Consider the following 22,973-nt stretch of genomic DNA (forward strand, 5'->3'; position numbering starts at 1 on the left):
CGCACCTCGGCGCCAGGACATGGCGGGGGAGTGGCCGACCGGCCGCTCCAGTTCGAAGCCCACGCCCACGCACCACGCCCACGCCAGCAGCCAGCAGCCAGCAGCCAGCAGCCAGCATTGGATCTGGCTCAGCGGAGGTTGTTGAGTGCCTTCTCGTAGCGCGGGCGGTCGGCGGCCGGAGTCTTCGCCTCGAGGTAGTTGAGCACCACGGCGCCACGCTGGTACGACTGGCCGCTCCAGGTCTCGGCGATGTCGCTGGCGCTGACCTCGTCGGGGAACACGTAGATCGTGACGGCATCGGTGGCGACGATCTCGGAACAACCCAGGCCGAGGCCGTCCGGGCCGCAGTCGACGGACCGGTCCTTCGGGCGGGGCACCTTCAGGCCAGCGGCCCGGAACGCGTCGACGACCTGCTGGGCGGCGGGCGCGCCGGCCGGGCGCGGAGGCAGCACCACAGGCGGCGGGCTCGCTGGCCGACGCTCGGTCGTCCCCTGCTGCGGCGGCGCGGGCTGGGCCGGCGCGGGCTGGGCCGGTGTGGCCGGGGTGGTGGCGCTGCCGCCGGGGCCGGACGGGGGCGGCGGGGCGCTCGGCAGGCCGGTGGCGTCCTGGCTCGGAAGGGAGGAGGCGGGCGGCGCGGCGTTCGGTCGGTCAGCGTCGTCACTGCCGCAGCCGGCGGTGAGAGCGACGGCGAGCAGAAGAACACCGACGGCGGGCAGGCTCCGATGTGTCACCAGGGCAGTCTGCCGGGTCGGTGCCCGCCGACGGGAGGGCCGGTCGGTCACTGCACTCTGTCCCATTTCCGGCAATCGTCGGTCGTCCGCGCGGGCGGGTGCACCGCAGGGCCGCCTACCTGTGCCGGGCGTTAACCTGCGGGGATGGCAGCCACGCCCTGGATCTCGCTGACCACCGATTACGGCCTCACCGACGGCTTCGTGGCCGCCTGCCACGGGGTGATCGCCCGGATCGCGCCGTCCGCCCGGGTCATCGACGTGACCCACCTGGTGCCGCCCGCCGACGTCCGGCGGGGTGCCGCCGTGCTGGCGCAGACGGTGCCGTACCTGCCTGTGGGCGTACACGTGGCGGTTGTCGACCCGGGGGTGGGGACCACCCGGCGGGGCGTCGCGTTGGCCACGCCGGGCGGGCTGCTTGTCGGCCCGGACAACGGGCTGCTGCCGGACGCCGCCGCCGCGCTCGGCGGGGTGACTGCCGCTGTCGAACTCACCGAGCCCCGCTGGCTGGCCGCCACGGTGTCCGGCACGTTCCACGGTCGGGACGTCTTCGCACCGGTGGCGGCTCGCTTGGCGCTCGGCGCCCCGCTGGCCGAGGCGGGCCCGGCCGTCGACCCTGCCGGGCTGGTCCGCCTGCCGTCGCCGGTCGTGACCCCCGACCCCGAGGGCTTCACCGCCGAGGTGCTGACCGTCGACCACTTCGGCAACGTCCAGTTGGCCGCACCGGGCGAACTGCTCGGCCCGTTTCCGGCCACGCTCCGGGTGGGCCCGCCGGGGCCGACGCCGGCCCGCACGGCGGTGCACGGACGGACGTTCGGCGACGCACCAGACGGTGGCCTCGTGGTGTACGTCGACTCGGCCGACCGGGTGGCGATAGCGGTCAATGGTGGCCGCGCGGTGGACCTCCTCGGGGTGGTCCCGGGTGATCTTTTGCGGGTGGCCGGGTGACATTCAACTGTGGAATGCTGCCTCGGTGGGTGAACACGTAGTTCCCGTGGGCTGTCCCTGTTGCGCCTCTCGAACGGGCGGCGGGACCTGCCCGGTCTGCTTCTGGACAGACGACGGCCAGACCGACGCCGATGCCGATGCGGTGCGCGGTGGCGCCAACGGCGACCTGAGCCTGACCTACGCCCGGCTCAACTACGCCGTCTACGGGGCCAGCCACCCACGCTATCAGGACATGGTGCGCCCGGCCCGCCCCGACGAGCGCCCCTGACGGCGCCCGGCGGGGCGGGACTGGGTCAGCAGACCGGCACGGTGCCGCCGTACACGGCGGAGATGTACGCGTGGCTGACGTACTGCCCGCTGGCCAGCCGGTTCCATCTGGTGGTGGTCCGGTAGGGGCCGGCCACCGACTGTCCGGTCACGTAGCAATGGATCGGCACGTTGGCGAACCGTGCGGCGAGCCCACGGACGGCGTACGACGTGCTGGCCCCGCTGCGGATGTTCAGCGGCCCGTCGCCGACGACACCGCGCGGCCCTCCCCCGGTCCACAGGTAGGCGACGTCCACCCAGGCGTTCGTTGTCAGTTTCAGGCCGTCCCAGAAGGTGCCGTCGGCCAGGTCGATGCCGGCAGGGTTGAGCACGGTACGCCCGAACTGGTCCCGCCCGCCGTTGTAGCCCGACTGGTAGGCGGCCTGCGCCTCGGGGCGACCCTGCGGCAGGTTCTTCCAGTTCTCCCGTACTGCCGACGGGTTCCAGTAGTCGTCGCGGGTGTTCCACGGCCCGACGTCCCAGACCGGGGCGTACTCGCAGCGGGAGCCCGTGGTGGTGCAGACCCGCACCGTGTAGTCGCCGGTGTTGAGCGGGGACAGGCCGCGACGTGACGGCAGGGCCACGAAGTGGTCGCGCGGCTGCACTGTGCGGCCGTTTGCGGTCACCTCGCCGACCAGCCCGATGCGGGTCGCGTACACCCGGTAGGTGAGCCCGGGTGTGGCGGCGGAGACGGCTGCTGTCGCGTCGGCGGTGAGCTGGACGGCGCGTACCGTCGCGGTGGTGCCGCCGTTGCGCGCGGTCAGCACCACACGGGTCTGCACCTGGCTGACCGGTCTGTCGAAGACGGCGCCGCCGGTCGCGGCCCGCCATTCGGTCCAGCCGCTGACCCGCCAGCCGCGGACCAGCACCTCGACTGACGCGCCGGAGGGGACGTCCGCGGTGATCTCGGCGCGGACCCGGGTGGCCGGGCGGGCCAGGGTGCGCGGGGCGGTCAGCAGCATGCCCTCGGCGACCGCGTTGTGCGGGCTGCGAGGGCTGCGTCCGGTGGTCCGGGACTCGCGTAGCCGCAACCCCGCGGGGGTACGCCGGACGTTGACGTCGTCGCGGTCCACGACGGAGAGGTCGGTGCTCCAGCGCTCGCCGCCGGGTGCGACGGCGGTGAGCGTGACGGGACCGCTGGCGGCGGGGGTGGCGGCGGAGAATCCGCTGGTGAGGGGCACGAGGGCGATCGTGAGCGCAAGGGCGAGGACAGCGGCGAGGGCGGTGGGGCGGATACGACAATGAGGTCGTTTCATGGGCGATCTCCTCAGATATCCCCTGACCCTGTCATGTCAGGAGATCATGAGGAAGGTGGCTACAAATAGCGATACATGCGAGTCTTGCTCGATCGAGGGAGGATGGCAGGGTGCCCGAGGGTGACACCGTCTGGAACACCGCGCGTGTGCTGCACCGTGCCCTGGCCGGCGCGCAGCTCACCGGCAGTGACTTCCGGGTGCCGCGACTGGCCACCACCGACCTCACCGGCTGGACCGTCCGCGAATCGGCAAGCCGGGGCAAGCACCTGCTGCTCCGGCTCGCCGCCCTCGACGGGACGCACTGGACACTCCACTCACACCTGCGGATGGACGGCGCGTGGCGGGCGTACGCGCCGGGGGAACGCTGGAGCGGCCGCCCCGCGCACCTGATCCGGGTGGTGCTGCGCAGCCCCGGCGCGGTCGCGGTCGGCTACCACCTGCACGACCTGGCGCTGGTGCCGACGGCGGAGGAGGACGAGCTGGTCGGTCACCTCGGCCCCGACCTGCTCGGCCCGGACTGGGACGCGGCAGAGGCGGTCCGCCGGCTCGCCGCCCGACCCACCGAGACGATCGGCGAGGCGCTGCTCGACCAGCGCAACCTTGCCGGGGTGGGCAACCTCTACAAGTGCGAGGTGCTGTTCCTGCGGGGCGTGTCACCGTGGACGCCGGTCGGCGCGGTGCCGGACCTGCCCGCCACCGTGGCTCTCGCGCAACGCCTGCTTGCCGCGAACCGGGGCCGCTGGACGCAGAGCACCACCGGCTCGCTGCACAGGGGGCAGACCAGTTACGTGTACGGCCGCCGTGCGCAGCCCTGCCGCCGCTGCGGCACCGCCATTCGCAAGGAGGAGTTGGGCGAGCGGGTGACCTACTGGTGTCCGGTCTGCCAACCGGGGCACACGCCGCCGGTTGACGAGCCTCGTTGATCGAGGTCATCACAGATACGGACGATTGGGTAATTCCTATCTGGCCGTTGGCGTCGCATGCTGCGATTGAATGCTCACCGATCGTCAGCAGAGTGCCGAGGTCCGCCACGTCGGAGTGGCGTGTCTCGTGCCCCGACCCCGGGGAGAGCCATGGCGATGTTTCGCAGACTCCGCTCCACGTTCTTCGACCGGCCCACACACGTGGGCGACGGCGCCGTCAACGGCCGGGTGGCACCTGTGCCGGCGGCCCGCGCCCCCGAGGAGGCGGCCCCGGCTGCGAGCCTGGACCCGGCCGCCGCGCCCCGATGCTTCGGCCCGGTGCCCAACTTCGCGTACAGTCCCCGCCCGACGCGCGACCCGGACGGTCAACTGACGCCGGGTACCGGCCTGCGGAAGTTCGTCGACGCGCTGCCCACCCCGGGCGAGCTGGGTCGCACCGACCTCGGCTCGTACCTGCCGGTCGCGGTGCCCGACACGATCAGCTACCCGGGCTGCGACTACTACGAGATCGGCCTTCAGGAGTACGCCCAGCGGCTGCACCGGGACCTGCCGGCCACCCGGCTGCGCGGCTACCGGCAGCTCAACCTGGGCACCGACGTGTCCGGCCACAACACCGTTGTGCCTCCGGAGCGGCCCTGGCACCTCGGCCCGATGATCCGTGCCCGGCGTGGGCGGCCGGTGCGGGTGAAGTTCATCAACCAGTTGCCCACCGGCCGGGCCGGCGAGTTGTTCCTGCCTGTCGACGAGACAGTCGAGGGCGCCGGCATCGGCCCGCTTGACGGCCCAGCCCCCTACCCGCAGAACCGGGCGGTGCTGCACCTGGCCGGGGCGCAGACCGGCTGGACCAGCGCCGGCAACCCCGAGCAGTGGATCACCCCGGCCGGGGAGATCACCCCGTACCCGACAGGGACCAACCTGACGCACGTGCCGGACATGCCGCCGCCCGGCGTGGGTGCCACCACGCTCTACTACCCGAACGAGCAGAGCGGCCGGCTGCTGTGGTTCCACGACAACACACTCGGCCTGGCCCGGCTCACCGTCTACGGCGGACAACTCGCCCTCTACCTGCTCACCGACCCGGCCGAGGACCAGCTCGTCGCGGACCGGATGCTGCCTGCCGACCAACTGCCACTGGTGATCGAGGACAAGACGTTCGTGCCCGACGACACCCAGTTGGCCGCCGAGGACCCGACCTGGGACCGGGAACGCTGGGGCGCCCGGGGCAGCCTCTGGCACCCCCACGTCTACCAGCCCCGGCAGAACCCGTACCGCTCCGGCGGACGCAACCCCACGGGCCGGTGGGACTACGGCCCCTGGTCGCGCAACCCGGCACCGGACGGCAGCCGCTCCGACGGCTGGCCCACAGCGGACGGCTGGCCCGTCAAAGGCGGGTCCGCCGGCGGTCCACCGCTGGCCGGGCCGGGCCCGGTGCCGAACCCGCACCACGACCCGGTGGGAGCACCAACCGAACCTCCGCTGCGCCCCGGGGTGCCGCACCCGTCAGCGGTGCCCGAGGCGTACGGCGACACGCCCCTTGTCAACGGCGTCGCCTACCCGTACCTGGAGGTGCGTCCCCGCACGTACCGGTTCCGGATCCTCAACGCGTGCCTGGACCGCAGCCTCAACCTCCAGCTCTACCGGGCCTGCTCGGACGCGCCGATGTGGACCGAGGACGGGAGCCTCGCCGACGGGGACGCCGGGGAGGTGCCGATGGTGCCCGCCGTGCGGGCGGCGGGCCAGCCGGCCGGATGGCCTACCGACGCGCGCGACGGCGGTGTTCCGGACCCGCGTGCGGCCGGGCCGTCGTTCATCCAGATCGGCAACGAGGCCGGGCTGCTGCCCGCCCCTGTGGTGCTGCCGAACCGGCCGATCAGCTACCGCTACGACCGGCTCGACCCGACGGTGCTCAACGTCGACGGGCACACGCTGCTGCTCGCCCCCGGTGAGCGCGCCGACGTGCTCGTCGACTTCTCGGCCGTACCGTCGGACAGCACGCTGATCCTCTACAACGACGCCCCGGCGCCACTGCCCGGCTTCGACAGGCGCTACGACCAGCACACCGACGCGCCGGACCGGACCGCCGAGGGCGGCCCGCCACCCACCGAGCCCGGGTACGGCCCGAACACCCGGACCCTGCTCCAGTTCCGGGTGACCGGAGCACCGGCGGAGCCGTACGACCTGGACCGGCTGCGCGAGCGCCTGCCCGTGGCGTACGCGGCCAGCCAGCGCCCGCCGATCGTGCCGCAGCCGGCGTACGATCCGGCGTTCGGCACCCGGACGGCGGCGGAGACGACGGTGCCGGTGCACGCCACAACTGTGACGTTCACTCCCACCGGCGGTTCCGGCCCGGTGACCCTGCCGATCGAGGTCAAGGCCGCACAGCAGGTCTTCGAGCCGGGGCACGGCAGGCTGACCGGTCGGCTCGGCGTCGGCCACCCGCAGGCCGGGCCGCTCACGTCGGCGACGCTGCCGCTCGGCGCCACCGACCCGGTCACCGAGGTGCTGTTCGCCGCCGACCCGGCCGTACCGGTCGGAGCGCCCACCGACGGGACGCAGGTCTGGCGGATCAGCGGAAACGTCCGGCAGAGCGAGGCGCTGCGGTTCGGCGGCTGCGACGTGCAGGTGGTCAACCGGGCCGGCTGGGACGGCACTCTGCGTCCACCACACGGCGCGGAGCTGGGTTGGAAGGAGATCGTCCGGGTGCATCCCCGGGAGGACGTGGTGGTGGCGTTGCGCCCTGTCGCGCCGGCCCTGCCGTTCAAGCTTGGCGACAGCGTGCGGCTGCTGGACCCGGGTCGGCCCGCCGGCGCGCGTACCGGGTCGACTCCGGTCAGCCCGGCCGACGGGCGACCCGCAGTGGTGGTCAACCAACTTGTCAACATGGGTTGGGAGTACCGCTGGCACAGTCAGCTCGCCGGCCACCGTGACCTCGGCATGACCCGGCCGTTGGTGCTGCGGGTGACGCCGAGGGCGCCCACCGGCCTGACTGCCACACCGGTGCCCGGCTCGGCCACCGCGTTGCCGGCGATCGCGCTGGCCTGGACGGGCAACGGTGGACGCCCGCCCGCGACAAGCCATCTGCTGCAACGGGCCACCGACGTGACGTTCACCGGCGAGGTCACCACGATCACCGTCGCGGCGGCCGCCACCCGGTACACCGACGCGACTGTCACTCCCGGGGTCACCTACCACTACCGGATCCGGGCGGAGAACGAGGTCAGCTACTCGTCCTGGTCGAACAGCGTGCCCGCCTCGGTGCAGTTGACAGCGCCGAACGGTCTGCTCGCGGCGATCCCGCCGGCCGCCCCGCTGCGGGTGGCGCTGCGCTGGACGAACCGGTCGTTCGCCACGGGCATCGACGTGCAGCGCGCCACCAACCCGACCTTCACCAGCGGGCCGGGCACCACGGCGATCGGGGTCGGCGACAACCACCTGGACGCCACCATCGCCCCGGACACCACGTACTACTACCGGGTCCGGACCACGTACCTGGGCGCAGCCTCGGCCTGGTCGACGATGGCGACGGTGAGCACCCCGCCCGCGCCGGCCACCCCGGTCGGGTTGACGGTCACCGCCAGCGCGCCGGGGCCGGACACCGCCACTGTGACCCTGGGCTGGGCGGCGAACACGCCCGCCGGCCCGGGTGCGGGGTTCATCGTCCAACGGGCGCTGGACCCGGCGTTCGGCAGGGAGGTGGCCACCTTCACGGTGACAGGTCGCGGCTTCACAAACACCGGGCTGGCCCGGGGCACGACGTACCACTACCGGATCCGGTCGTTCAACGTCGTCGGCAGCTCGCCGTACACCGGGCCGATCCCGGTCACCACCCCACCGTGACGGCCGGGTGGGCTCGGCTCAGCGGGTGGGCGCGCGCAGCGGACGGTCGACGGCGCGCAACTCGGCCAGGGCCGAGGCCACGCCGTGCAGCAGGTCGGTGGCCTCGGTGAGCCTGTCGGCGGCCGGATGGGTGGGCTCCGGTCGGGCGTCCTCGGCGAGGTAGCCGGCGGCGGCGACCACGAGCCGCTCGTAGGCCGCCACGCCGCTCTCCAGCTGGGCGGTAAGCGTGCGGTGCGCCTCGGTGAGCGACGCGCGGGCGTCGGTCGGGGCGAGGCGCAGCGCGCGTTCGACGCTCGCCGCCCGCTCGGCGAGTTCGCGTAGCGACCGGTCCGCGTCGGCGGCCTCCAGCACGGCGGGTTCGGCCAGCCCGGTGAGCCGCGGCGCCATCCCGGCGAGGGTCAGCGAGGCCCTGTCGAGTCGTGACCAGTGCTGCCCGGCGGTGGTGCCGCGCAGGGCGACCCGGTTGCGGACCCGCCGGGCCTCGGCCAGCAGGCCCGAGCCGACCGGCAGTCGCTCGACGGCGGCCACCAGCCGGGCACGGGACCGGGCCGCGGCCTCGGCCGGGTTCAGGGCAGGGGGCGCGGGCTGGGCGGCGAGCGCACGCAGGTCGAGCCAACGCCAGGCGGCCAGCGCCACCGCACTGCCCGCGGCGCCGGCCCAGGCCGCGTCCGGCAGACCGAGGCCGGCGTACGGCGTCAGCACCGCTGCCGCGCCGCCGAGCCCACCGGCGAATACGCTCCACCGTCGGGCCGATCGGCGCAGCCGACTCAGCCGACGGAAGTACCGCGTCCGCTCGTCTGCCACCGTGACCTCCTCGGGCCGGTCGTTCAACCGGCGGCGGTCGGGTCGCCGGTGCCCCGCTCGCGGGCCATGCTGGCGCGCAGCTCGTCCAGCCGGGCGGCGGCGGCCGGGTCACCGGCCGGGGTCGCCGAACCTGCCGCTTCGCCCTGCGACACGGCCGGGCGCTGCGCGGAGCCACCGAGCTGCTCCCCCGCCATGCTGGAGCGGATCTGCTCCAGCCGGGCCGAGCCCGCCGAGTCGATTGTCGCCTTCTGGATCTCCAACATCCGGCCTTCGACCGAATTGCCGGCCAGCTCCGCGCGGCCCATGGCGTTGGCGTACCGCCGCTCGATGCGGTCGCGCACCTCGTCCAGGGACGGGGTGTTGCCCGGTGCGGCCAGCGACGACATCGACTCCAGCGAGTGGGCGACCGTCTCCTGCATCTTGGCCTGCTCCAGCTGGCTGAGCAGCTTGGTGCGCTCGGCGAGCTTCTGCTGCAGGATCATCGAGTTGTTCTCGACCGCACGGCGGGCCTGCGCTGCCGCGCCGAGGGCCTGGTCGTGCAGGGTCTTCAGGTCTTCGGTGGCCTGCTCGGCGGAGACCAGCTGGCTGGCGAGCGTCTGTGCGGACTGCTCGAACCGCGACGCCTCGGCCTCGTCGCCCTTGGCGCGGGCCTGGTCGGCAAGCACGAGGGCCTGCCGGGCGTTGCCCTGCAGCCGCTCGACCTCGGACATCTGCCGGGACAGCTTCATCTCCAGCTGGCGCTGGTTGCCGATCACGGCGGCAGCCTGCTGAACCAGTGCCTGGTGCTGCCGCTGGGCATCCTCGATGGCCTGCTGGATCTGCACCTTGGGATCGGCGTGCTCGTCGATCTTGGCGCCGAAGAGCGCCATCAGGTAGTTCCAACCCTTGACGAACGGGTTCGCCATCTCCGCGGTATCCCCTCAGTAGCGTCGTTCCGCCACGGTCAGGTCGGATGGACCGACCGACCGCGACCCGGCCGATCTCCATCGTCCCAGTCGGACGCCGACGTGGCATCCGTACCGGACGGTCGACGGGCACCGGCGGCTCCTGCCGGCCACCCTACGCGGCCCGCGCCACCTCGCCCATGGTCAACCGGACTGATGACTCAGGCGGCGCAGACCACATCGCGGTCGCGCTCGGTGGGACGCACCCGCGTGCTGCGCAGTGTGGCCCGCAGCGGCGAGTCCTGCCGTACCGAAACGGCGACCTTGCCATCGGAGCTGACCTGGCGCACGGCCCGGTTGGACCTCTTGCCGACGGCGGCCCCCGCGCCCACGGGCGTGGCATCGGCCGGCTCGTTGGCCATTCCGACGAGCACCTCGGGCATCTGTTCGGCGAGCGCCACGGTGTCGCTCACCTCACGCAGCAGCTCGGACAGGCGGGCACCGAGGGCGTCACAGATGGCGGCGAGCAGCTCGCTGGACGGCTCCTTGTGCCCGCGTTCGATCTCGGAGAGGTAACCAAGGCTGACGTTGGCGGCGGTGGACACCTCGCGCAATGTGCGCTGCTGCCCCTGCCGGCGCGCCCGCAGTGCGTCACCGATGACTCGGCGCAGTAGGACCATCGCACCTCCCCCTGAGGGATACCTCTCGCCCGGCGCTGGGCAGCCGGTCGCGGCGGACCGCACCGGCCCCGAGCGTCGGAGCCTTCCCGCAACCGTACCCGGTGCGGGGCCCGGCGACATCCCACCCCGCCTGTCGGTTCGGACGGATCGACTCATCGGCGCGCCGCGTCAGCGGCTTCCAGCCCGTCCCGAGCGGCCCCGCCGGCGGCGTGGATCCGCTCGGCGAGTAGCCGCAGCGCCGCCACCACGGCGGCCGAGCGGACGTGGTCGCGCCCGCCGTCCAGGTCGAGTTCGCGGACCTCGCCGCCGTTCGGCCCGGCGACAGCCACGTAGACCAGGCCGACGGGCTTGCCGTCCTGCGGCTCCGGGCCGGCCACCCCGGTCGTGGCGATACCCCAGTCCGCGCCGCAGCGCCGCCGGCCGCCCTCCGCGAGCGCGGCAGCCACGTCCGGGTCGACCGGGCCGCGCTCGGCCAGCAGATCGTCGGGTACGCCGGCCAGCGTGGCCTTCAGCTCGGTGGCGTAGACCACGAGCCCGCCCTGGTAGACCCCGCTGACCCCGGCGATCTCCACGATCGAGGCGGCGAGCAGGCCACCGGTGAGCGACTCGACGGTGGCGAGGGTCTCGTGCCGCTGCGCCAGACTGTGGACGACACCTGCCGCGGGACTACCCGCCGACTCTTCAGAATCCCGCGCCATGAACTCCGTCCTTCCCTACCAGCCCCAGCCCAACCCTCTGCGACGGCCGCGTCGACCATGAAGGTGTCGCCCGGCCACGCCGAGGTTCCATGATCGACGACGCAGGTCGGTGTCAGCGGCGGAGGCGGAGGGCCTGGGCTATGTAGTCGAAGCCTGTCGCCACCGTCACCACTACCGCTCCGGCCATGATCCAGGGACCGACGTCGGCCAGGCCTGCGGGCATCGGCCAGAGGTACCAGGCGATGGCCAGGGTCTGCAGCGCGGTCTTGAGCTTGCCGCCCCGGCTGGCCGCGATCACGCCGTGCCGGATCACCCAGAACCGCAGCCCTGTGATGCCCACCTCACGGGCGAGGATCAGCGCGGTCACCCACCAGGGCAGCCTGTCGTACCAGGAGAGCAGCACCAGGGCCGCGCCGGTGAGCGCCTTGTCGGCGATCGGGTCGGCCACCTTGCCGACCGAGGTCACCAGCCCGAACCGGCGGGCGATCCAGCCGTCCACCAGGTCGGTCGCCGAGGCCACCGCGAAGATCAGGCACGCCGCCATCTGCCAGCCGGCGTGCGTCATCCCGGACATGATCACCGACGCGGCGAAGACCGGCACCAGCACCAGCCGCAGCGCGGTCAGGGCGTTCGCGGCGTTGAGCACGGGCACCTGCGGCACCACCCGGGGCGGCGTCGACTCCGTCACCCCGGTCACCGCCTCGCCCCGCTCGGGTCGCCGTGGCGTTCCCGGTATCGCGCCACCTGGCTCCCCCGCTCCGCTCGGCCCCGCCGTCACCGTGCCGCGCCGGGCGCCGCCGAGATCATCTCATCCGGCACCGCGAGCAGATCCACCCCTTCGGTGCCGGTCACCGTGGCACGGACCAGGTCACCCGGGCGCAACGCGGCCAGGTCGACCCCTCCGTCGGCCGGGGCGACGAGCGTGGTGGAGCCGTCCACCTCCGGGGCCTGGTGCGCCGCCCGACCCTCCACCACACCGTCGACGATCGAGTCGACGAGCACCTCGACGGTCGAGCCGAGGCGATCCTCGGCCCGCTGCGAGCAGAGCTCGTCGGCAAGCGCGCTGAGCCTGTCGTACCGCCGCTTGATGGTCGCCGCGGACACCTTGCCGGGCAGCCCGGCGGCCTCGGTGCCGTCCTCGTCGCTGTAGTCGAACATGCCGATCGCGTCCAGCCGGGCCTCGGTCAGGAAGCGGACCAGCTCGTCGACGTCGGCGCGCGTCTCGCCGGGGAAGCCGACGATGAAGTTGCTCCGCGCACCCGCCTCCGGGGCCAACGCGCGGGCGCCGGCCAGCAGCTCCAGGAAACGGTCAGTGGAGCCGAAGCGGCGCATCCGGCGCAGCACCGGCTCGCTGGAGTGCTGGAACGACAGGTCGAAGTACGGGGCCACGCCCGGCGTACCCGCGATCGCCTCGACCAGGCCGGGCCGGGTCTCGGCCGGCTGGAGGTAGCTCACCCGCACCCGCACGATGCCGGACACCGCGGCGAGCTGCGGCAGCAGCTTCTCCAGTGCCCGGGGGTCGCCCAGGTCCTTGCCGTACGACGTCGAGTTCTCGCTTACCAGCACCAACTCCCGTACACCGGTCTTGGCAAGCCACTCCGCCTCGGCGAGCAGCTCGTCGGGCGTCCGTGAGACGAACGCCCCACGGAACGCGGGGATGGCGCAGAACGCGCAGCGGCGGTCGCAGCCGCTGGCGAGCTTCAGCGAGGCCACCGGGCCGGTGTCCAGTCGACGGCGCAGCACCTGACGCAGGTGCGCCGGGGTGTGCTCGTCGGTGTCGACGGCCGTACGGGCCACGGTGCCGTGCCCGGGCAGCGACACGGCGGAGTCGCGTCGCTTGACCGGGGTCAGCGGCAGCAGCTCGCGGCGGTCCCGGGGAGTGTGCGAGGTGACCTGCTCGCCGGCGACGACGGCGTTCAGCCGCGCGCCGATCTCCGGGTAGTCGTCGAAGCTCAGCACCGCCTGCGCCTCGGGGAGGCTGTCGGCCAACTCCTTGCCGTACCGCTCGGCCATGCAGCCGGCGGCCACCACCTTGGCGCCCGTGCCGGCGGCGGCCAGCAGGGTCTGGATCGAGTCCTGCTTGGCCTTCTCCACGAAGCCGCAGGTGTTGACGACCACCACGTCAGCGCCCTCGCCGTCGGTGGTGACCTGCCAGCCGTCGGCGTGCAGCCGGGCGGCCAGCTCCTCCGAGTCGACCTCGTTGCGGGCACAGCCCAGGGTGAGCAGGGCTACACGGCGGCCCTCGGCAGCGGAAGGGGAGGTGGCAGACACCATCCGAGGGTACCGGGCCGACCGGGGAAGCCCACGCACGCGGGCCGACCGCCCGTCCGGCGCGGTGCGGTCGCTGCCGGCGCCCACGACCCCGTCAGCGGGTGGCAACCGGGACCCGGGTCAGCGCGTCGAGCAGGAAGACCTCGGTGCCGGCCAACCCTGTGGAGCAGAAGACGGAGACCTGGTCCGCCGAGGTCCGGCCGGCTACCGCGCCGGCAACGATCCCGCCCAGGTCGCGCAACCGCCGGGTGTACGGGGGTTCGGCGGCGAGCATCGGCGGCCGGTAGTCGGCCGCCTGGGCCGGCGAGTCGGTGACCAGCAGCTCGGCGACGTCCAGCAGGTCGGTGCCGAACTCGCTGCGGTCGCGCTGCTTGAAGCCGACAGCGTTGACGTGTGTGCCGGGGCTCAGGTCGGCGGCGCGCAGTACCGGGGTCACGCTCGTGGTGGCGAGCACCACAACGTCGCGCCCACGCACCGCCGCGCCAGGGTCGGCGACCGGGCGGGCCGGCACGCCCAGTTCGGCGCGGACCCGGGCGGCGAAGGCGTCCCGCCGGGCCGCCGAGCGGCTGTGCACCACCACCTCGCGCAGCGGGCGTACGGCGGCGGTCGCCCACACCTGGGTCCACGCCTGCCGGCCGGAGCCGATCACGCCAACTGTCGCCGCGTCCGGTCGGGCCAGGGCGTCGACGGCGACACCACCCAACCCACCGGTACGTCGGGATCCCAGCTCCTCGCCGACCGCCACGGCCCGGACGGCGCCGGTGTGGGCGTCGTGCAGCACCACCAACTGCTCGCCCTCCGGGTGTCCGAAGGTGTCGTACGAGCGGAAGCCGTACCACTCGTCGACCAGGTGCCCCGCGGTGAACATCAGCCGCCCTCCACCGAGCGGGGCGGCGGCCCGTGGTGGGGCGACCAGCCGTCCCTCGTACGCGGCCACCAGGGCGGCGCGCATGGCGTCGACGGTGGTGCTGGCGTCCAGCGCGGCGGCGACCTCGGAGTCGGCGTACAGCAGGGTCATGGTCGCCATCGTGCAAGTTGAAGTGAGGTACAGGTCAACCGGCCGTGGCGGGAGTCACCGACCGGCCGTCGGGGCCGGTGCTAGCGTCGGTGTCGGTGACCCCGGGACGCCCGTGGGTCGCTCCGGACGAGTGGTGGGCGTACCCGGTCAGGCCAAGACGCCCCGCGTGACGCACATCCGACTCGTCCGGGCGCGACAGCCCGGCCCCCTCCGTGAGGTGAACGATGGCCTGGCTGGTGCTGGTGATCTCGGGACTGCTGGAAACCGCCTGGGCGATCGCCCTGGACCGAAGCGCCGGGTTCAGCCGGCTCGTCCCGTCAGTGGTGTTCGTGGTGACCCTCGTGCTGAGCATGGGTGGGCTGTCGTACGCGCTGCGGGAGATCCCGGTCGGCACCGGATACGCGGTCTGGGTCGGCATCGGCGCGGTGGGCACCGCTCTGGTCGGGATGCTGGCGCTCGGCGAGTCGGCGAGCCTGCCCCGGCTTCTCTGCCTCCTGCTTGTGGTGTCGGGCGTGGTCGGCCTGAAGTTCTTCCACTGAACTGCCGTCCGAAACATGCGTGATCGACACCCGAAGCGGGTAGTGCTCGATCTGTCCCAACAGGCTCTCAACTGGAGCACAGCAAGCTCTCAACCGGAGGCAGACATGGCCGACATGCCCAGCACCGCCCGCCCGCGCAGCAACGCCGCCCGGATCCTCACCATCGTGGGCTTCGTCTTCGCGGTTCTCGCACTGCTGCTCAATCCGATCATCTTCGGCGTGCTCGGTGTGATCGCGGGCGTCGTCGGTGCTGTGCTCGGCGACAAGCCGCTGGGCTGGTACGCCGCTGTGGCGAGCGTCGTCGCCGCGGTGATCAGCCTGGTGATCATCGGCGCGCTGATCAACAACTGAGCTCAGGTCTTTCGCGGGCCCGCCGACCAGCGGCGGGCCCGTCTTGTTTTTCCCGGCCGGGCGTGCACGTCGTCCGGCCGGCGTGCCCGGATCAGTCCACGTCGCCACGCAGGCCGGACAGGACCTCCTCCAGCTCGTCCGGCTTGACGAGCACGTCGCGCGCCTTCGAGCCCTCGGACGGCCCGACAACGCCCCGGGTCTCCATCAGGTCCATCAGGCGACCCGCCTTCGCAAAGCCCACCCGCAGCTTGCGCTGAAGCATCGACGTCGAGCCGAACTGTGAGGTGACCACCAGCTCCACCGCCTGCACCAGCAGGTCGAGGTCGTCGCCGATGTCCTCGTCGATCTTCTTCTTGTTCTCCTGGGCGGGGGCCAGCACGTCCGGGCGGAACTCGGGCTCGCGCTGGTCCTTGCAGAACTTCACCACGTCGGCGATCTCGCCCTCGGTGACCCAGGCCCCCTGGATCCGTACCGGCTTCGACGCGCCCATCGGCAGGAAGAGCCCATCGCCCCGGCCGAGCAGCTTCTCCGCGCCCGGCTGGTCCAGGATGACCCGCGAGTCCGCGAGCGACGAGGTCGCGAACGCCAGCCGGGACGGCACGTTGGCCTTGATCAGACCGGTCACCACGTCGACCGAGGGCCGCTGCGTGGCGAGCACCAGGTGGATGCCGGCGGCCCGGGCCAACTGGGTGATCCGGACGACCGAGTCCTCCACGTCGCGCGGCGCGACCATCATGAGGTCCGCCAACTCGTCCACGATCACCAGCAGGTACGGGTACGGGCGCATCTCCCGTTCGCTGCCCGGCGGGGCCTTGATCTCGCCGTTGCGGACCTTACGGTTGAAGTCGTCGATGTGCCGGACCCCGTTGGCCGCGAGGTCGTCGTAGCGCATGTCCATCTCACGGACGACCCAGTCCAGCGAGTCCGCAGCCTTCTTGGCGTTCGTCACGATCGGGGTGACCAGGTGCGGGATGCCCTCGTAGCCGGTCATCTCGACACGCTTCGGGTCGATCAGCAGCAGCCGCACCTCGTCCGGCGTGGCCCGGGTGAGGATGGACACCAGCAGCGAGTTGAGGCATGACGACTTGCCGGCGCCGGTGGCACCAGCGATGAGGATGTGCGGCATCTTGGCGAGGTTGGCCACCACGTAGCCGCCCTCGATGTCCTTGCCGAGCGCCACCACCATCGGATGGTGGTCACTGGTCGCCGCCCGTGAGCGCAGCACATCGCCGAGCGCGACGTTCTCCGGGTCGGTGTTCGGGATCTCCACACCGACCGCGCTCTTGCCCGGGATCGGGCTGAGGATCCGTACGTCCGGCGACTTCACCGCGTACGCGATGTTGCGGGACAGTTGGGTGATCCGCTCGACCTTGACCCCGTGCCCCAACTCCACCTCGTAGCGGGTGACAGTCGGCCCCCGGGTGAAGCCGGTGACAGCGGCGTCCACGTCGAACTGGTCGAACACGCCGGTCAGCGCGGCGATCACCTCGTCGTTGGCCTTGCTGCGGGTCTTCGCGGCGGCGCCGGCGCTGAGCATGTTCGCCGGCGGCAGTGTGTAGTCGCCGGCCATGCCGGTCAGCGCGAGCTGCTCGGCCCGGGTCGGCGGGGGCGAGTGCTCCGGCGGCTCGGCCGGCTTGCGGCTGGCAGGCACCTTCGCCGGTGCCTTGCGCGGCAGCACCACCGTCTCCTGGAGGTCGACACCCTCCATGTCGTCGAAGTCGTCCGGGTCCAGCGGCGGCGGCATCCGCTTCGCGGGCCGCTTGCGAGCCGGCCGGACGGCTGGCTCGTCGGTCTCCTCACCGACGACCACGTCCGACGGGGTGACCAGGCCACCGGCGAGCAGACCCAACCGCTCGGGAATCTTGTTGATCGGTGTCGCGGTCACCACGAGCAGGCCGAAGAGCAGCAGCAGGACCAGCAGCGGCACCGCCACCCAGGCGGTGACAGCGCGTTCCAGCAGACCACCGACGCCCGCCCCGACCAGGCCACCGGCGAAGTCGCGCTGCTGCGGGTCGCTCGGGTCCTGGCCGATCTGGAGCAGCGCGGCGGTCGACACCAGCAGCGAGCCCCAGCCGATGAGGCCACGACCCCGGTGCTCCGGGTCGGCCGGCTGACGCATGAGCCGCCACGCGCCGATCATCAGCAGCACCGGCACCACCACGGAGATCGCACCCAGGAACAGTCGGATCGTGTCGGCCAGGCGCGTCCCCACCGGGCCGGCCCCCGACAGCCAGAGCGCCACGGCAGTGAGCAGAGCCAGCCCGAACAGCAGCAGCCCCGCGCCGTCGCGGCGGTGCTCCGGATCGAGGTCGCGGGCGGAGGCGGCCTGCCGGCCAGCGGCCCGCACCGCCCACCCCATCCCGTGGGCAAGCCCCATCCACAGTGCACCGACAGCACGACCCACGTAGACAGCCGGGCCCGGCCGGGCGGCCACAGTGCGCCGCCGGACGGGCGCCCGGGTCTTCTTCGCCGGTTGACGGGCACGACTGTTGGTGCCACCGCGCGGCGACGCGCCGCGTCGGCGACTCGCCTGAGGGGTACGGCCCGCCATAGAGTCACGGTAACGGTGGGGCCGGGCAGAACGCCGCTTTTACGGGTCGTGTCCGCGCGTCGCAACACGAACCCCGCCGCCGGTCGTGATATCCGCCTCAGAAGGGATGCCCGATGGCGTCGCCGGGAATCGAGGACGATCCGTTGGCCGGGCACCCCGGCGCGCTGCGCCCGCTGACCGGCGAACTGGTCGCCGCTGTGCTCGCCGCGCGGGGTCTGTCGGTCGGCGCAACCGTCAACGGCGATCTGGTGGGCCGCTTCGACGACAATCTCATCTGGTTTCTGCGCCTCGGCGCCGACGGCGAGCTGTTACAGGTCCGCACCATGGTCACGCCCACCTTCGACATCGAGCGGGTGCCTTCCCTGCATGCCTTCTGCAACTCGTGGAACCACGACCGGCTCTGGCCCAAGGCGTTCGTGCACGTCGACGACGACGGACGGGCCCAGGTCTACGGCGAGGTCGTCACCGACCTGGAGCGTGGGGTGACGCCGCACCAACTCGACCAACTGCTGAACTGCGGCATCACGGCCGGGTGCCAGCTCGCCGTGGCGGTCGGCCGACTGCCCGGCGCGGTGTCGGCATGACCGGCCGGGACGAGGCCACCGGCAGCCGTACCGACCCGCCCGGCGTGCCGTACGCCGGTGACCGGCTCGCACCCCGCCGGGTCGCGGCGCTGGTGGCAGCACTCGTCGACGCCCGGGACCTGCCTGACGGGCCGGTCCGGCTGGCCGCCCTGGAACGGGTCGCCGAGCAGGCCGACGCCGCGGGCGACGTCCGGTCCGCCGTGGACGCCCGGATCGCGCTGATCGAGGCGTACCTGCTGCACGGCGAGCGGTGGCGGCTTGTCGAGCCGGTACGGCGCTGCCTGGCCACCACCGACCACCACCCGGGGCTGCTCACCTCCGCAGAGGTGGCGCTGCTGCTGCGCTACCAGCGGTACGCGGTGGAGGCGGTGCTCGGCACCCCCCGGGTCGGGCTGGACCAGACCCGCGCCCTGCTCGATGATCTGGCGCGGCGGGTGCGAGCGGACGGCCCCGACGCACCTACCGTCGCCGAGCTTCGCTGCCGGGTCGCCGACCACCTCGGCGACGAGCCCACCGCCCGCCACTTCTACACGGGGTGGGCCGATACGCGCCCCGGCCCGTCCGGCGGTTGCGCGGGCTGCGCTCCGGCACGCCGCGCTGAGCTGCTCGCCGGCTGGGGCGAGTGGCACGCCGCGCTGGACGAGCTGCGCCAGCCTCCCACCGACCCCGACGGCTGCACCGACCAGCCCGAACGGTCGCTTGTCGCCAGGCTGCTGCCCGAACTGCGCACCGGTGACCCGAGCACTGCCGCGGCGGCACACGTGCGGGCGTACCGGAGGCACCGGCGGGAACCCGCCGCGTTCCCGCACCTCGCCACGCACCTGAGGTTCTGCGCGCTCGGCGGCCACCTCGAACGCGGTCTGGCCATCCTGGCCGAGCAACTGCCTCGGCTGGACCAACCCACCGACGACCACGCGGCGATGGAGTTCGCCGCCGCGGGGGCGCTGGTCTGTGCTGCGGCCACCGACGCCGGCCTCGGTGGCCGAACGGTCCACCGCCCGGCGTACGGCGAGCGTCCGGCCGCCGACCTCGACGTCGCCGCCCTCGGCGCGCTGCTGCTCGGCATGGCAAGCGAACTGGCGGGAAGCTTCGACGCCCGCAACGGCACCGGTCACCACTCCGGACGGATGGCCGCCTGGCTCGCCGAGCGGCCTCTCGCGGCACCGGTCCCGCTCCCCCTCGACGACGAGCGCTTCGACGAGCCCGACACCGGCGTCGATCAGGCCGGTGTCGGGCTGGTCGACCAGGAGCTGGTGCCGCTCACCGTCGACCTGATCACCTCGATCCTGGACCAGCGCGGCGATCAGTACCTGGTGGACGACGGCGGCACGGTGGTCGGCCGGTGGGGTGACGCCGAGATCCAGTTCCGCCGTGCCGGCGAGCGCCGCGAGGTGCTGCACGCCCGGGCGATGGCCACGCGCCGGCTGCCGGCGGAGCGCCGCGCCGAGGCGTACGCCTTCTGCAACGCCTGGAACCACGACCGGCTGCTGCCCAAGGCGTACGCGCACGACCTCGGCTCGGAAATCGTGCTGGCCGGGGACGTGGCCACCGACCTGACCCACGGGGTGGCCCCGGCTCAGCTCAGGGTCCTCGTGGACGCCGCGATCGCCACAGGCGTGGCGTACGCCGGGGCCGTCGCCGCGCTGCCCTGACCAGCGAGCGGCCCAACGGTCGCGCGGCAGGCGGAAAGCGCAGCATCCGACAGTGCGCAACCGGGCCTGGGGGACGGACGTGGTACAGCCGTCACCGACCGCAACCATTGGGAGCCGTCATGAGGCGTCCACTCGTACTCGGCGTTCTCGCCGCCGCGCTCTACCTACCCGTCCTCGCCGCCCCGGCCGTCGCCGGGCCGACACCCGTGCCGACGTCGGCCGCCGCGCCAGACACGACCGCCGCCGCAGAGCCGACGATCACGGCCCGAGGGGACCTCGTCTTCCTCAGCGGCGGCCCTTGGCACCCGTCCTCCGCGCTTGAGGTCGACGTCAGGAACGTGGGCCAGACGGCGGCGAAGGGCTTCTTCGTGCTCCGCCTCCCACCGGATGTCGGCCTGACGAGGGTCGGGGACTGCCGACCCGTCGACGGTGCCGACAAGACCTGGCTCTGCGGCGGCGCCGAGCTGGCACCCGGAGGTGCCCGGACGTACCGGCTGACCGTGACGTCGTCAGCCTCGAAACCGGCCTTCGGGGTGAAGGCGTGGGGTTCGGTCGCCGGCCGGGACGCCGCCGGGGTCACCGATCGGTTCACCGACTTCCGGATCAACTGGCCGGACCGCACGTCAGTGCGGCTGCGGGCGACCGCCTCGCCTGTCGTCGACGGAACGACGACGGTACGGGTCCGGGTCACGAACACCGGCACCTTCGACATCGGCGGTTACTCGTTGAACATCACCACGCCGGCCGGGGTACGGGTGACCGCGCCAGCGTGCTCCGACAGTGGCCGGATGAACGGCGTGGGCTGCGAGATCCTGCGCCTACGGACGATCGCCGACGGCGCGACCGACACCTTCGACGTGCGGCTGGCGGTCACCGAGGGCACCAAGATCGTCAAGCTCTCGCTCGCACCCGCGAACCGCTACACAAACAGGGACACCGCCGTGACGCTCCGCCTGAGCGCCGCCGGTGGATCCGGTGCCGGCGCCACCACACCGCCGCCGGCAAGCCCGACCGCCACACCGACCACGTCCGCCCCGAGCGCGCCGGAACTGGCCCGCACCGGGGCGTCCGGCAGCACGTACGGCCTGGTCGGCGTGGCACTGCTGGCCCTCGGGTGTGGACTTGTGGTGCTCCAACGTCGGCTGTTCCGAGGCTGAGCCGCAACGCGCGCCCGCACAGATCCGGGCCGGTCACCGACGCCACGGGGGCGCCGGTGACCGGCCCGGTCGGGACGTTCTGTCAGACCTCGACGACGGTGGGCACGATCATCGGGCGACGACGGTACTTGTCGTTGACCCACCGCCCCACGGTCCGCCGAACGATCTGCTGGAGCTGGTGCGGGTCGGTGATGCCGTCCGCCGCGGCCCTGTTGAGCGCCTCGGTGACAAGCGGAACCACCGGGTTGAACGCCTCCGGGTCCTCCGAGAAGCCCTTCGCGGACAGCGTCGGGCCGGCGACCACCTTGCCGGTGACCGAGTCGACGACCACTGTCGTGGCGATGAAGCCGCCGTCACCGAGGATCCGGCGTTCGGTGAGCAGCGACTCGCTGACGTCGCCCACGGCGAGACCGTCGACGTAGACGTACCGGCTCTTCACGTGGCCCACCAGGCTGGCGCGGCCCTCGACCAGGTCGACGACGTCGCCGTCCTCGCAGATCACCACCCGGTCCGGGGCGACGCCCGACTCGATGCCGAGGCGGGCGTGCGCGCGCAGGTGCCGCCACTCGCCGTGCACAGGCATCAGGTTGCTCGGACGGACGACGTTGAGCAGGTAGAGCAGCTCACCGGCCGGGGCGTGCCCGGAGACGTGCACCTTGGCCACGTCCTTGTGCACCACCACGGCGCCGGCCCGGGCCAGCCTGTTGATGACCCGGTAGACCGAGGTTTCGTTGCCCGGCACCAGCGACGACGCCAACACGACTGTGTCGCCTGGCGCGATGGTGATGTGCCTGTGGTCGCCGCTTGCCATCCGGCCCAGGGCGCTCATCGGCTCGCCCTGCGAACCTGTGGACATCAGCACGATCTGGTCCGGCGGCAGCGTGGTCGCCTCGTCGATGCTGATGACCAGCCCGGCCGGGATGTTGAGCAGGCCGAGGTCCCGGGCGATGCCCATGTTGCGAACCATGGACCGGCCGATCAGCGCGACCTTGCGGCCGTGCTCCGCGGCGGAGTCGAAGACCTGCTGCACGCGGTGCACGTGCGAGGCGAACGACGCCACGATGATCCGGCCCTTGGCCTTCGCGAAGATCGAGTCGAGTACCGGCCCGATCTCCCGCTCCGGGGTGACGAAGCCGGGGATCTCCGCGTTCGTCGAGTCGGACAGCAGCAGGTCGACGCCCTCGGCGCCGAGCCGCGCGAAGCCCGCCAGGTCGGTGATCCGGCCGTCCAACGGCAGCTGGTCCATCTTGAAGTCGCCGGTGTGCAGCACCAGGCCGGCGGGGGTGCGGATGGCCACGGCGAGCGCGTCCGGGATCGAGTGGTTGACCGCAAAGAACTCACACTCGAACGGGCCGAGCCGCTCCCGGCCGCCCTCCCGCACGGTCAGCGTGTACGGCTGGATGCGCCGCTCGGCCAGCTTCGCCTCGACAAGTGCGAGGGTGAACTGCGAGCCGACCAGCGGGATGTCGGGCTTGTGGGCGAGTAGGTACGGAACCGCGCCGATGTGGTCCTCGTGACCGTGGGTCAGCACGATCGCCTGGACGTCGGCCAGCCGGTCCAGGATCGGCCCGAAGTCCGGCAGGATCAGGTCCACGCCGGGCTGTTCGACGTCGGGGAAGAGCACCCCGCAGTCGACGATCAGCAGTTTGCCGTCGAACTCGAAGACGGTCATGTTCCGACCGATGGCGCCGAGCCCGCCGAGCGGGATGATCCGCAGGCCCCCTTCCGGCAGCGGCGGGGGCAGTTCCGCCTCGATGTGCGCCTCGGTCACGCGTCCACCTCAATC

The 22,973-nt window shown here is 72.7% G+C and carries 20 protein-coding genes and 1 riboswitch; of the genes, 9 read left to right on the forward strand and 11 right to left on the reverse strand.

Annotated elements, in window-relative coordinates:
* Positions 1-128: 128 nt before the first annotated feature.
* Positions 129-731: a hypothetical protein gene (locus ADK66_RS16855; protein ID WP_157552572.1), complete on the reverse strand. Its 603-nt coding sequence runs from the start codon at positions 729-731 to the stop codon at positions 129-131.
* A gap of 144 nt (positions 732-875) precedes the next feature.
* Between ADK66_RS16855 and ADK66_RS16860 the strand changes: the two genes are divergently transcribed.
* Both ADK66_RS16860 and ADK66_RS16865 read left to right on the forward strand, forming a co-directional pair.
* Positions 876-1,676 (forward strand): S-adenosyl-l-methionine hydroxide adenosyltransferase family protein, encoded by an 801-nt coding sequence (locus ADK66_RS16860; protein WP_053656359.1) that lies wholly within the window; start codon positions 876-878, stop codon positions 1,674-1,676.
* Positions 1,612-1,944 carry a CPCC family cysteine-rich protein gene (locus ADK66_RS16865; protein WP_231640068.1) on the forward strand — a complete coding sequence of 111 codons (333 nt, stop codon included), beginning with the start codon at positions 1,612-1,614 and terminating at the stop codon, positions 1,942-1,944. The genes ADK66_RS16860 and ADK66_RS16865 overlap by 65 nt, the downstream gene beginning before the upstream one ends.
* Before the next feature lie 25 nt (positions 1,945-1,969).
* Here the strand turns inward: ADK66_RS16865 and ADK66_RS16870 are convergent, their stop codons facing one another.
* A complete protein-coding gene (locus tag ADK66_RS16870; RefSeq protein WP_053656363.1) occupies positions 1,970-3,238 on the reverse strand; it encodes a hypothetical protein in 1,269 nt (422 codons plus the stop codon).
* A 110-nt stretch (positions 3,239-3,348) separates the two neighbouring features.
* Here ADK66_RS16870 and ADK66_RS16875 point away from each other — a divergent pair, with 110 nt between their 5' ends.
* Both ADK66_RS16875 and ADK66_RS16880 read left to right on the forward strand, forming a co-directional pair.
* The gene (locus tag ADK66_RS16875) at positions 3,349-4,161 is read left to right on the forward strand and encodes a zinc finger domain-containing protein (RefSeq protein ID WP_053656365.1); all 813 of its coding nucleotides are present in this window, start codon (positions 3,349-3,351) and stop codon (positions 4,159-4,161) included.
* A 57-nt stretch (positions 4,162-4,218) separates the two neighbouring features.
* A complete protein-coding gene (locus ADK66_RS16880; protein ID WP_369814802.1) occupies positions 4,219-7,998 on the forward strand; it encodes a hypothetical protein in 3,780 nt (1,259 codons plus the stop codon).
* A gap of 18 nt (positions 7,999-8,016) precedes the next feature.
* On the opposite strand, the gene ADK66_RS16885 is transcribed toward ADK66_RS16880, so the two are convergent.
* The 7 genes from ADK66_RS16885 to ADK66_RS16915 all read right to left on the reverse strand — a co-directional run bounded on the left by ADK66_RS16885 (position 8,017) and on the right by ADK66_RS16915 (position 14,353).
* Entirely contained in the window at positions 8,017-8,802 is a 786-nt protein-coding gene (locus ADK66_RS16885) for a hypothetical protein (protein WP_053656412.1), read from the reverse strand.
* Positions 8,803-8,825: 23 nt separating this feature from the next.
* On the reverse strand, positions 8,826-9,707 hold the full coding sequence (locus tag ADK66_RS16890; protein ID WP_053656369.1) for a PspA/IM30 family protein: 882 nt from the start codon (positions 9,705-9,707) through the stop codon (positions 8,826-8,828).
* A gap of 200 nt (positions 9,708-9,907) precedes the next feature.
* The gene (locus ADK66_RS16895) at positions 9,908-10,366 is read right to left on the reverse strand and encodes a helix-turn-helix domain-containing protein (RefSeq protein ID WP_053656370.1); all 459 of its coding nucleotides are present in this window, start codon (positions 10,364-10,366) and stop codon (positions 9,908-9,910) included.
* A gap of 152 nt (positions 10,367-10,518) precedes the next feature.
* Complete coding sequence (locus tag ADK66_RS16900; protein WP_053656372.1) at positions 10,519-11,064, reverse strand: CinA family protein; 546 nt, start codon at positions 11,062-11,064, stop codon at positions 10,519-10,521.
* 112 nt (positions 11,065-11,176) lie between these two features.
* Positions 11,177-11,761 carry a CDP-diacylglycerol--glycerol-3-phosphate 3-phosphatidyltransferase gene (gene pgsA / locus ADK66_RS16905; protein WP_053656374.1) on the reverse strand — a complete coding sequence of 195 codons (585 nt, stop codon included), beginning with the start codon at positions 11,759-11,761 and terminating at the stop codon, positions 11,177-11,179.
* A 77-nt stretch (positions 11,762-11,838) separates the two neighbouring features.
* A complete protein-coding gene (gene rimO, locus ADK66_RS16910) occupies positions 11,839-13,338 on the reverse strand; it encodes a 30S ribosomal protein S12 methylthiotransferase RimO (RefSeq protein ID WP_053656414.1) in 1,500 nt (499 codons plus the stop codon).
* 91 nt (positions 13,339-13,429) lie between these two features.
* On the reverse strand, positions 13,430-14,353 hold the full coding sequence (locus tag ADK66_RS16915) for an ornithine cyclodeaminase family protein (protein ID WP_082377499.1): 924 nt from the start codon (positions 14,351-14,353) through the stop codon (positions 13,430-13,432).
* Positions 14,354-14,455: 102 nt separating this feature from the next.
* Positions 14,456-14,520, forward strand: a riboswitch (guanidine-III (ykkC-III) riboswitch).
* Positions 14,521-14,577: 57 nt separating this feature from the next.
* Here ADK66_RS16915 and ADK66_RS16920 point away from each other — a divergent pair.
* Both ADK66_RS16920 and ADK66_RS16925 read left to right on the forward strand, forming a co-directional pair.
* Complete coding sequence (locus ADK66_RS16920; protein ID WP_053656379.1) at positions 14,578-14,892, forward strand: multidrug efflux SMR transporter; 315 nt, start codon at positions 14,578-14,580, stop codon at positions 14,890-14,892.
* Positions 14,893-14,997: 105 nt separating this feature from the next.
* A complete protein-coding gene (locus ADK66_RS16925; RefSeq protein ID WP_053656380.1) occupies positions 14,998-15,243 on the forward strand; it encodes a hypothetical protein in 246 nt (81 codons plus the stop codon).
* Between the two features lie 91 nt (positions 15,244-15,334).
* Here the strand turns inward: ADK66_RS16925 and ADK66_RS16930 are convergent, their stop codons facing one another.
* Positions 15,335-17,794 carry a DNA translocase FtsK gene (locus ADK66_RS16930; protein ID WP_053656382.1) on the reverse strand — a complete coding sequence of 820 codons (2,460 nt, stop codon included), beginning with the start codon at positions 17,792-17,794 and terminating at the stop codon, positions 15,335-15,337.
* Between the two features lie 113 nt (positions 17,795-17,907).
* Between ADK66_RS16930 and ADK66_RS16935 the strand changes: the two genes are divergently transcribed.
* The 3 genes from ADK66_RS16935 (at position 17,908) to ADK66_RS16945 (ending at position 21,187) form a co-directional block, all read left to right on the forward strand.
* Positions 17,908-18,378 (forward strand): YbjN domain-containing protein, encoded by a 471-nt coding sequence (locus tag ADK66_RS16935; RefSeq protein ID WP_053656384.1) that lies wholly within the window; start codon positions 17,908-17,910, stop codon positions 18,376-18,378.
* A complete protein-coding gene (locus tag ADK66_RS16940; protein ID WP_082377496.1) occupies positions 18,375-20,030 on the forward strand; it encodes a YbjN domain-containing protein in 1,656 nt (551 codons plus the stop codon). The genes ADK66_RS16935 and ADK66_RS16940 overlap by 4 nt, the downstream gene beginning before the upstream one ends.
* 119 nt (positions 20,031-20,149) lie before the next feature.
* On the forward strand, positions 20,150-21,187 hold the full coding sequence (locus ADK66_RS16945) for a hypothetical protein (protein ID WP_053656386.1): 1,038 nt from the start codon (positions 20,150-20,152) through the stop codon (positions 21,185-21,187).
* An 82-nt stretch (positions 21,188-21,269) separates the two neighbouring features.
* Here ADK66_RS16945 and ADK66_RS16950 read toward each other — a convergent pair whose 3' ends face one another.
* Positions 21,270-22,958 carry a ribonuclease J gene (locus tag ADK66_RS16950; RefSeq protein WP_053656388.1) on the reverse strand — a complete coding sequence of 563 codons (1,689 nt, stop codon included), beginning with the start codon at positions 22,956-22,958 and terminating at the stop codon, positions 21,270-21,272.
* Positions 22,959-22,973: the final 15 nt, after the last annotated feature.

Origin of the sequence: Micromonospora sp. NRRL B-16802 (genome assembly GCF_001279555.1) — a bacterium.
Classification (GTDB): domain Bacteria; phylum Actinomycetota; class Actinomycetes; order Mycobacteriales; family Micromonosporaceae; genus Micromonospora; species Micromonospora profundi.